Consider the following 10,092-nt stretch of genomic DNA (forward strand, 5'->3'; position numbering starts at 1 on the left):
GTGAGGATCTGCTTGGGGATCGTCGTGATGGTATCGAGGTTGGCGGCGCAGGCTCTGGGCAGCCCGTCGGACCGACCGAGCGGAACTTCCGAGGGAATGCCGCGGACCCGCGCGGTGACGGGAGCGACCGTCACCAGCTCACGTACGCCGTAGGCATCGTTGCGCGACAAGAGCACGACTGGCCGCCGCCCGGCGGGATCGGGCAGCTCGGCCCACCACACCTCGCCCCGTCGCATCACCAATCGTCCTCGTCGCGCAGCAGGCCGATCGCCGTGGCCATGGCGGCGTCGATTTCGCGCTTGCCCTCGGGTCGTCGCCTGTAGCCGGCCTCGTATTCGCGGACGAGCTCCGTGTGCGCTTCGTGGCGAAGCCAGTGACGAAGGGCTTCCTGCACGACGGAGCTGCGACTTCTGGAGCCGCGCTTTCGTGCGCTCTCGACGGCTCGGTAGAGCTCGGTTGGAACGGTGACGGCGATCTTGACGGCAGCCGGCATGGGTACGATTCTGGTATGACCAGTATCATACCAGCGTGCCGGACGATGCAAGCCGCTCGCTCAGTGGACGTCGCGCGTCGCGTGAGAACGCGGGTGAGGACGGCCTACTGGAGCGACAGCAGCATGCACGCGACGCCGGACACCGGGTTGCCACCCGCGTCCGATGCCGAGACGATCGAGCAGGCGAGATCCGCGGAGGAGACCGGAACGCCCGGCGTGCAGTCGAACCGGACGTCGACCCAGGCACCCGGGCCGAAGCTGGTTCCGCCCGTGAGCACGTAGGTGATCCGGAGCCGGTCGTCGATGGTGTCGCCGTTCGTATCGGAGTCGACGCCGAGGAGGACGCCGCCGCGCCCGGTGAGGTCGATCAGATGATCGCCGTTCGGGTCGGTGTCGAAGCCGCTTCCCGGGAACGTCACGACCGGACCGTAGCTCAGCTGCGCCACCGCGCCGCCGAGGTTGCCGGTCGAAACGCCGAGACGGGCGACGACGCCGTCGCCGTCGCACGTCGTACCGAAGGGCAGGGTGGTGGTCGTGGTGCTGGTCGACGTGGTCGTGGAGGAGCTGGTCGTCGAGGGCAGGCTCGTCGACGTCGAGGTCGTGGTGGTGCTGCTGGTCGACGTCGTCGTCGTGCTGGACGTGCTCGTCGACGAGGTGGTGGTGCTCGAGGTGCTCGTGGAGGTGCTGCTGCTCGACGAGGTCGACGTCGAGGTCGTGGTGGGCGTCGTCAGCGCCGCCACGAGGTTGGCGACGCACGCGTCGACCTGGGTTTCGGCGTCGGCGGCATTGCCCATGGGGGGCAGGCAGTCGTTGGGCTCCTTCGCTTCGAGCTTGGCGAAGCAACCCTTGGCCGGCTCCTGGCCACCGTCGAACTTGAGCACGACCTTGTCGATGCATCCGCCCGCGTTGGGATCGATGCTCTTGCCCGGCGTCGCCGCGACCTGCTGGCACTTGAGGAGACCCAGGAGCTTCTTCGCCGCGCACTTGAGCTTGCCTGCCCCGCACTTCGACTGGTCGATCGGCGCCGGATCGATGGCGGTGACGAGCGAGTCGACGCACGCGGCGATGAGATCCCGCGCGAGCTGCGTGTCGTCGATCGTCACGCAATCGTTGGGGACCTTCCCTTCGAGCTTCTCGAAGCACCCCTTGGCCGGCTCGACGCCGCCGTCGAACTTGTCCTCGAGCTTGTCGATGCAACCGCCGGCGTCGACGTCCGCGGGCTTGGCCGGCGTGGTGGCGAGCTGCTGGCACTTCACGAGCCCGCCCGCCAGCTTCGCGACGCACTTCGTCTTGTTGGCGAGGCACTTGGCCTGCTGGGCGTGTACCCGGGGGACGGCGAGAGGGACGGCGAGGGCAAGCGCGGCCAGCAGATACGGCGTTCGCTCCATGGCTCCGACCTCCCTGTCGCGCGGCGCGCTGCCCCGATCGACGCAGGGATCGTACCGCCCGGGCGCAACGGCGGGTTTAACTGACCATCAACGCTTCGTGACGGCTCGTCGCACCGGCTGCGGCGCGTGATAGGAGAGGCGTCGTGCAAGTCATCCTGCGATGCCTCCTCGCTCTCGCGGTCCTCGTCGTGCCGGTCGCCCGCAGCCATGCCGCCGTATGCGGCAACGGCGTCCGCGAGGAAGGCGAGACGTGCGACGACGGCAACACGTCGAACGACGACGACTGTCCGGCGAACTGCAAGGAGGAGGCGTGCACGCCGGTGCTGAGCGCGGCGCGTGACGCGACCGTGACCTGGAACGCGCCCGCGCCCGTCGTCGGACTCACGCTGCTGCTCGACTACCCCGAGGGGAAGGTGAACCTGCCGGCGAACGGCTCGGACGCGCAGCGCGGCGCACTGACGAACTTCCCGCCGGGGACGACCGAGCAGCACAACAACCTCGGCATGGGCGGTCACGCGCTGCGCGAAGTGGTGGTCAAGGCGACGCCGATCACGCCCAGGCCGGGAACGCTCTTCCGGGTCCACTTCTTCGACTGCGAGGGAGCGACGCCGCCCGTCGCCAGCGATTTCTCCTGCAACGTGAAGCATGCGTTCGGGCCGGACGGTACGACCGAAGTCGCAGGCGCGACGTGCAACGTGAGCCTGCCCTGACGGCCGGCTGGCGATCCCTCTTCACGCGACGTTCATCGCATCGTGCACGTGCGGTCGCGCCCGCTGCGCTATCGAGCGTCCATGAAGAGAAACGTCGGCCTGGGTGTCGCCTTCGTGCTCGCCGCGCGCATCGTCGCTGCGGATCCGCTGCCTCCGGAGTTCGGCGGCGGCGAGATCCCGGCCACCAAGGACGTGCTGAAGAGCGAATCGGCGGTTGCGAAGAACCTCGACAAGTTCGCTGCCGCGCTCGCGAAGTGCTACGCCGCCGGCATCAAGGCGATCTTCGCGGGCCTGCCCGACCCCGGACCCGACTGCATCGCGACCGCGAGCACGAAGTACGACACCACGTCCGCGAAGCTCGTGCCGCCGCCGTGCGTCGACCAGGCGGGGCTCCGCGGCGCCGTCCAGGCCGACTTCGCGTTCACGGTGAACCGTGGGCTGTTCTGCGCTGGATCGGTCGCGTTGCCCAACGCCTACGGCTTCCTCACGCGCGTTCCGCCCGACGCCGACACGCTCAAGGCCGAAAGCGCCGCCGCCAAGAACCTGGCGAAGCTCACCGCCGCGCTCGCCAAGTGCTACGAGAAGGGCGTCGCCAACGTCGTCGCCGCCCGCGACTCCGCGCTCACGGCGTGCGCCGACAAGGCCCGCCTCAAGTACGACACCCAGGCGGGCAAGCTCCTCCCGCCCACCTGTCTCGACCAGTCCGCCATCGCCGACGGCGTCGCCGCGAGAGCCCGCGACTACGACGCCTCCGAATTCTGCGACTAGAAGACGCGGCACACACGACGCCCGCGAGCTCCGGCGGGCCGTGGCGTCGCGAGGTCGACGGGGGCGAGGCGGAGGCGCCTGCGTAGCGGCGCGACGAAACGCGAGGGCCGCGACGACGCGAATGTGTTGTCGCGCGGCGAAGCCGAAGCCGCAGCCTCGCCCCCGTCGGCCTCGCGGACCGCCCCGACCGACGTCCTCAGCTCGCGGCCTTCGCGTGCCGCTCCGCGTCCTTCTGGATCGCCTCCACGATACCCTGGGTCGCCGCCGCGAGGAACGGTGTGCGGTTCTCCTGCACCCAGTGCATCGAGCGCTTGGTCCACGCGTTGGCGTCCTGGAAGCGCGGCATCACGTGGCGCGCGATCAGGTCGTAGCTCCGGTGCGTCGCCTCGCGGTTCGCCCAGTCGTGCGCCGTGACGAGGAAGGCGCCGAAGCCGCCGGTCTGCTCCTCGAGCCGTCCGATCTGCGCGGAGAGGTCGTCCGGGGTGCCACAGACGACGAAGCCCGCGTCGACCATCGCGTCGAGGCAGTAGTCCATGTCGCCCGTCTCCGGGACGCCGGGGAGGGCGACGACCTTCTGGAAGTAGTAGAGCCAGGCGGGAAGGCCGAACCGCACGTCCTTGCGCGCCTGCTCGCGCGACTCCGCGATGTGGACGGGACCCGCGACGCGCCAACCCGAGCGCGACACCGTCGTCCCGTGCTCGCGCGCGGTCTCCTCGACGAGACCCCAGTGGTGCGCGAGCGCGTTGAAGCCGCCGGTCGACGTCGCCGCCGGCGACAGCATCGAGATGCCCCAGCGTCCGACTGTCCGAGGCCCGGAAGGCGACACCGATGCCGCCACGGCGATCTCGAGGTGCGGCCGCGTGTACGGGGCGAGCTGCAGCTTCGCCTCGCGCAGCTCGAACCACGACGTCTTCTTGGTCACCACCTCGCCGCGCAGCAGGCGGATGATCACCTCGAGCGACTCGGTCATCATGTCGCGCTGGTTGCGCGGGTCGATGCCGAGCATCATCGCGTCCGACGGAAGGAGCCCTGGCCCGACGCCGAAGATCGTCCGGCCGCGCGTCAGGTGATCCAGCTGCGTCATGCGGTCGGCCACCATGAGCGGCTGGTGGTAGGGGAGCGAGACGACGCCCGTACCGAGCTTGATCCGCTGCGTGCGCGCCGCGACGTCGGCGATGAAGAGCTCGGGCGAGGCGATGATCTCGTAGCCGGCCGAGTGATGCTCGCCGATCCAGGCTTCGTCGTAGCCGAGCTCATCGAGCCATTGGATGAGCTCGCGATCCCGCTGCAGCGAGATGGTGGGGTTCTCGTCGGTCGAGTGGAAAGGGGCGGCAAAGATGCCGAAGCGGAGACGGGATCGCAGCATGCGGCGGATACTGTCACACGCGATACTGCGACGGAAAGGGTGGCAGCCCGAAGCATCGCCCCCCGGTTGGCGTCCCTCGCCGATCGGGCTACCTTGCCGTTTGGTCGAGGGACCCATGGCGACCGCCGTCTACCGCGTGTTCGATCCGTTGCTGCCGCGCTCGCAAGCGGATGCGATGGTCGCCCTGTGCGAGCGGTTCGGCACCTACGGCATGTATTCGCAGGAGGCGTCCGAAGCCGAGATCGGGCAGGGACTCTTCCAGCGGCACGACGCGGTGATGAACTTCCTCAAGACCGGGGGCCGCTCCGGACGGCGCGACTCGACCGAGGGCCTGGGCGCCCGCACGAACTACTTCCGCGAGTCGTACGCGTACGGAGACGAGACCTACATCGACGGCATCGAGCCGTTCCTTCGCTACGAGGGCTTCGTCCAGGCGGCCCGCGCGATCCACGGGCGGCCCGTCATCGAGCCGGCGATCGTCTACGCGAACCTCCTCGTCGCCGGACAGGAGCTCGCCGTGCACACCGACGTGCCGGAGTTCCGCGGCGCCAACCGCAAGCGCTATCCGCAGTGGCTCATGGTGGTGATGCACCACTCGGGCCTGTTCGACGAGCACCGCATGCCGATCACGACGGCGGTCGGCTGGTTCAACGACTGCCGCGGCGGCGAGTTCGCGTTCTATCCCGACGGCCGGAGCGGTCCGTGCCGGACGATTCCGGCGCGCGCGAACACCGGAATCATCCTCGACACCGACAGCGTCTTCCACGGCGTCGATCCCGTGCAGGCCGACGGCCCGATGCCGCGCATGCATCCCGGCATGCAGCTCGTGTGGGACGGCGGGCGGTGGGCGCTGCGCGACGGCGCCTCCGTCGTCGCGCGCTACCGCTGGGACGAGATCCGGTTTTCGATCTCGTGGAAGGCCTACTGCTTCGCCGACGAGGCCGAGCGACGCGCCTGGCGCGAGCACCGCGACGACCTCGATCTCGATCGCATACTCGATCGGCTGGTGGAGGATCTCCGCACGCGCGGGCGCGTCGTCGGACCGCGTCCCGACCCGACCGCGCTCGCCCACCTGCTGATCGACGAGTACGTGAGGTTTCCCGAGGCCGCGTGAACCGATTGGGGGCGCACAATGATGCAGCGGATGGTGGTGGTGCTGGTGGGGCTGGGCGTCGCGCTCGCGGGTTGCGCCAAGAAGAAGGTGGAGCTCCAATACGAAGAACCGGTGACGAAGGTGTGGGTCGGCGGGCAGCCGGCGCCGCAGCAACCCGACCAGATGCCCGTGCCCGCGCCGGCGCAGGCTGCTCCCACGCAGATCGCACCGCAGCCGGCCTATCCCCCGGGCGGTTCTCCCGCGCAGGCCTACCCGCCGCGCACGCCGTCGTCGTGGGAGGCGCCGCAACCGTCCGCGCAACCGGTTTATCAGCAGGATGGCTTCCCGGCGCAGACGCCCCCGCAGGCCGCCTACCCGCCGCCCTCGAATCCGGGCTACCCGCAGCCGGGCGCGTATCAGCCGCAGGGGACCTATCAACCGCAGGGCGACGCACAGGTGCCGCCGCAGGTCCCGTCGCGATATCCGCCGCCGCCGCGCACGGTGGTGACCGATCCGACGACCGGCGCGACGACCGTCATCGTTCCAGACCAGAACCCGACCACGCAGCCGACGCTGCCGCCGCAACAGCAACAGCAGGAGCCGACGCGCCGTCGCAGCGGCTGGGTGCGCGGCGGCTACGACTGATCCGAGAGGGCCGATGAAGCTCTACGACACGAAGACCGCACCCAATCCGCGCCGCGTACGCATGTTCATCGCCGAGAAGGGCCTCGACATCCCCGTCGTGCAGGTGGACCTCCTGGCGAAGGAGAACTACACGCCGGAGTTCCGCGCCCGGAACCCGCTCGGACGCGTTCCCGTGCTCGAGCTCGACGACGGCACGTGCATCGCCGAGACGGTCGCCATCTGTCGCTACCTCGAGGAGACGCACCCGCACCCGCCGCTCATGGGCACCGACGCGAAGGATCGCGCCGTGGTCGAGATGTGGCAGCGGCGGATGGAGCTCGAGATCTTCCAGCCGATCGCCAACGTGTTCGTGCACACGCACGACTACTTCAAGGGTCGTGTCGAGCAGGTTCCGGCATACGGCGAGGCGTGTCGGGCGCACGCGCTCGCGCGCATGAAGTGGCTCGACGGCGAGCTGGCGAGCCGCACCTACGTTGCCGGGGAGCGCTTCACGATCGCCGACATCACCGCGCTGTGCGGGATCGACTGGGGACGGGTGACCAGCACGCGCGTCCCGCCCGAGTGCACGAACCTCCTGCGCTGGCACGCGCTCGTCTCGACTCGCCCCTCCGCCAAGGCCTGAGGGTACGCCATGATCGAGCTCTTCACCGCCCCGACGCCCAACGGCCACAAGGTCTCCATCATGCTCGAGGAGCTGGGCCTCCCGTACCAGGTGCGCGCGATCCAGCTCCAGGAAGACGAGCAGAAGGAGCCGTGGTACGAGAAGCTCAATCCGAATGGCCGCATCCCGACGATCGTCGACCACGACAACGGCGACTTCGCCGTGTTCGAGTCGGGCGCGATCCTCATCTATCTCGCCGAGAAGACGGGCAGCGCGCTCCTGCCGAAGGATCCGAAGCAACGCTCGCGCGTGCTGCAGTGGCTCATGTTCCAGATGTCGGGGGTCGGCCCGATGCAGGGGCAGGCCCACGTCTTCGTGCGCTACGCGCCCGAGCGCATCGAGTACGCGATCAAGCGCTACACCGACGAGGTGAAGCGGCTCTACACGATCCTCGACAAACAGCTTCGGGGTCGCGACTACCTCTGCGACGAGTACTCGATCGCCGACATCGCGACCTGGCCGTGGGTGCGCATCCACTTCTGGGCCGACGTCTCGATCGACGACCTTCCCGACCTGCAGCGCTGGCGCGATCGCATCCGCGAGCGCCCGGCGGTCGAGCGCGGCATCCAGGTCCCGGGCAAGCCGGACGAGAACCAGGACGCGCAGCGGCAGTGGCTCGAGAAGTTCCGCCGCGAGGGAACGTAGACCGCGGCGCGCGCCCCTACGGGAGCGTGTAGCGCAGGCGCGCTTTCGCGACCGCGTCGGCCATCTCGGGCGAGCCGGGCCGCAGCCGCTGCATGTCCTCGGCGAGGCGGCGGGCCTCGGCGTCGTCCTGTGCGGCGCGCGCCCCGAGGAACCCGAGCACCAGCTGCGGCTCGCCGGGCGATGCGGCGACGCCGGTCCGGTACGCGGCCTCCGCGCCGCGGAGGTCTCCGGTCTGGAGGAGCGTCTGGCCCAGATACAGATGCGCCACGACGAGCGTCGGATCGAGCGTGGCCGCCTTCGCATACCAGGTGGCCGCTTCGCGCGCGGCTCCCTGCGCCGCGGCGACGCCGCCCAGGCCGAGTGCCGCGAGCGCATACGTCGGATCGATGTCGAGCGCGCGCGCGTAGTGCTCGCGCGCGGCCTCCCAGTTGCCCGTCATGGCGTAGACCGAGCCCGCGTTCTTGTTGGCGCGCGCGCTGCCGGGCGACGCCTCGGCGGTCGCGGTGAAGAACGTGAAGTTCGTTCGCCAGTCGAGGTTTCGCACGCAGGTCCGCGCGGCGAAGAGCAGGAGGACGACCACGACGACACGAAGCCGGGCTCGCGACTCCTCGGCCCACGTCGCGGCCAGCCAGCCGATCGCGAGGCACCACCCGAAGGACGGCAGGTAGAGGAGGCGCTCGGCCTTGTTGGTCCCGATGGGGAAGAGCACGTTCGCCGTGAGGCTGAGCGCGATCGCACCGAAGAGCGCGCCCACGACGACGACGCCCCTGCGCTTGCGCACCGCGACGTAGATGCCCGCCGCGACCGCGCCGAGGACCGCCATCGCCGCGAGGAACCGCGGGTCGCCCCACGACTCGACGACGGGCACCTGATTGAAGCCCTCGTCGGCCGAGAGTCGCATCGGCAGCGCGAGCACCGCCAGGTAGTCCTGGAGGATGACGGCGGCAGTGCGCAGCCGCTCGAGGGTGCTCACATGGGCGAGCGGATTGTCTATGTGAGGCGGCAGGGCGGCGAGCACGAGCGATCCGACCACCGCATGGCGGACGGCGAGGCACGCGGCGGCCACCACCACGTACGGCGCCAGGACGAGCCAGTGGCGATCCGCCGGTCGTATCCACGCGTAGACGAGGACCAGCAGGGGGAGCACCGTGAACGCGTTCTCCTTCGAGAACATGCCGGCGGCGAGCGCCACGCACGCGACGGCGTCCCAGAGCCACGTCGCGCCCTCGCGCCGGGCGCGAACGAACGAGCTCAAGGCGAGGAGGCTGAACAGACCCGCGAGGATCTCGGGACGGCCGGCGATGTTCGAGACCGCCTCGGTGTGCACGGGATGGACGGCGAAGAGAAGACCGGCCAGCAGGGCGACGCTCGTCGACCCGGCGAGCAGCAGGCCCAGGTCGAACGCCGCGGCGCTCGCGGCGACGTGCAGGGCCACGTTGACGACGTGGTAGCCGACCGGACTCGCGCCGTACATCGCGTTCAGCGCGAACGTGACCATTGGCAGCGGCCGGTAGACGGGACCCGGAGCCGTCACGCGCGTGAACCAGTCGAAGAGCCCCATACCCGGCGTTCGGTTGGGGTTCTGCAGCACGAGAGCGATGTCGTCGAAGACGAACTCGCCCGCGAGGCTGTTCAGGTACGGGAGGAGCGCGGCGACGAGGACCAGCACGAGCGCCGCCGTCTCGCCCAGAGGCCGGGATCGATGGAGTGGGGCGGCGGTGAGCTCGATCGTCTCGTCGCCACCCCAGTCGCCCGCCTCCGCATCGTCGCGCCGAGCGCCGCCGATCCACGCCATCGATTGCTCCTCACGAGCGTATCGGCCGGCGACGCTCCCGCCATGAGCCAAGCAATTGGCATGCACCCTTCGCGGTGGGTCGTCGCGAGGTCGTGGCGTAGGTGCCGCGAGGTTGGGGGCGAGGCTTCGGCTTCGGCTCCGCCGCGCGAGAAAACACTCGGGCGTCGCGGCCCTGCATTTCGTCGCGCCGCTTCGCAGGCGCCTCCGCCTCGCCCCCAACCTCGCGCCGCGACGGCGATCGCTTCGCTCCGCCCCACCCCGCCGTTCGGCTGGGGGAGAGAAGTCGGACGGCGGTTGAGCTTCGCGTCATCGTGGTGGCCGAGGCGTAGCGAGGCTGCGCGGGGTGGGCGGCGAGGTCGGAGCGCCCTTGAGCCGCGCGGCGCTCCATCGTCGCGATGCTCGGCAGGCTGGGATCGCCGCGCGGCGAACTAAGACCAAATGAACGGCCGGCTCACATCCGCACGTTCGCGGATTAGTCTCGGGAGTCTCGCCACCCGCGGCTAGAGCCGCATACGGAGGAGCCGGCCA

At 69.9% G+C, this 10,092-nt stretch carries 11 protein-coding genes; 6 read left to right on the forward strand and 5 right to left on the reverse strand.

Translation table 11 applies throughout. From position 1 onward, the window contains the following. The 3 genes from VMS22_19575 to VMS22_19585 form a co-directional block, all read right to left on the reverse strand. Positions 1 to 236 (reverse strand): type II toxin-antitoxin system PemK/MazF family toxin (locus VMS22_19575; protein HXJ36239.1); only part of this gene is annotated, 236 nt, incomplete at its 3' end. After that, entirely contained in the window at positions 236 to 493 is a 258-nt protein-coding gene (locus VMS22_19580; protein HXJ36240.1) for a ribbon-helix-helix protein, CopG family, read from the reverse strand. The genes VMS22_19580 and VMS22_19575, both read right to left, overlap by 1 nt. A gap of 104 nt (positions 494 to 597) precedes the next feature. Continuing rightward, entirely contained in the window at positions 598 to 1,881 is a 1,284-nt protein-coding gene (locus VMS22_19585) for a hypothetical protein (GenBank protein HXJ36241.1), read from the reverse strand. A gap of 143 nt (positions 1,882 to 2,024) precedes the next feature. On the opposite strand from VMS22_19585, the gene VMS22_19590 reads away from it, so the two are divergent. Together VMS22_19590 and VMS22_19595 are read left to right on the forward strand one after the other, a co-directional pair. Beyond that, the gene (locus VMS22_19590; GenBank protein ID HXJ36242.1) at positions 2,025 to 2,591 is read left to right on the forward strand and encodes a hypothetical protein; all 567 of its coding nucleotides are present in this window, start codon (positions 2,025 to 2,027) and stop codon (positions 2,589 to 2,591) included. An 81-nt stretch (positions 2,592 to 2,672) separates the two neighbouring features. Continuing rightward, entirely contained in the window at positions 2,673 to 3,359 is a 687-nt protein-coding gene (locus VMS22_19595; GenBank protein ID HXJ36243.1) for a hypothetical protein, read from the forward strand. A gap of 196 nt (positions 3,360 to 3,555) precedes the next feature. Here the strand turns inward: VMS22_19595 and VMS22_19600 are convergent, their stop codons facing one another. Then, on the reverse strand, positions 3,556 to 4,725 hold the full coding sequence (locus VMS22_19600) for an LLM class flavin-dependent oxidoreductase (protein HXJ36244.1): 1,170 nt from the start codon (positions 4,723 to 4,725) through the stop codon (positions 3,556 to 3,558). A gap of 115 nt (positions 4,726 to 4,840) precedes the next feature. On the opposite strand from VMS22_19600, the gene VMS22_19605 reads away from it, so the two are divergent. Genes VMS22_19605 through VMS22_19620 form a run of 4 tightly spaced genes read left to right on the forward strand, consistent with a single transcriptional unit; the run spans position 4,841 to position 7,769 of the window. Next, positions 4,841 to 5,839, forward strand: a complete 999-nt coding sequence (locus tag VMS22_19605) for a hypothetical protein (protein HXJ36245.1) — start codon at positions 4,841 to 4,843, stop codon at positions 5,837 to 5,839. An 18-nt stretch (positions 5,840 to 5,857) separates the two neighbouring features. Then, positions 5,858 to 6,463: a hypothetical protein gene (locus VMS22_19610; protein ID HXJ36246.1), complete on the forward strand. Its 606-nt coding sequence runs from the start codon at positions 5,858 to 5,860 to the stop codon at positions 6,461 to 6,463. 13 nt (positions 6,464 to 6,476) lie between these two features. Then, complete coding sequence (locus VMS22_19615) at positions 6,477 to 7,085, forward strand: glutathione S-transferase family protein (protein HXJ36247.1); 609 nt, start codon at positions 6,477 to 6,479, stop codon at positions 7,083 to 7,085. Positions 7,086 to 7,094: 9 nt separating this feature from the next. Then, entirely contained in the window at positions 7,095 to 7,769 is a 675-nt protein-coding gene (locus VMS22_19620; protein ID HXJ36248.1) for a glutathione S-transferase N-terminal domain-containing protein, read from the forward strand. A 16-nt stretch (positions 7,770 to 7,785) separates the two neighbouring features. Here VMS22_19620 and VMS22_19625 read toward each other — a convergent pair whose 3' ends face one another. Beyond that, positions 7,786 to 9,564, reverse strand: coding sequence for a tetratricopeptide repeat protein (locus VMS22_19625; protein ID HXJ36249.1), 1,779 nt, complete (start codon positions 9,562 to 9,564; stop codon positions 7,786 to 7,788). Positions 9,565 to 10,092 lie beyond the last annotated feature (528 nt).

This window comes from Candidatus Eisenbacteria bacterium, assembly GCA_035577985.1.
GTDB lineage: Bacteria > Desulfobacterota > Binatia > DP-6 > DP-6 > DATJZY01.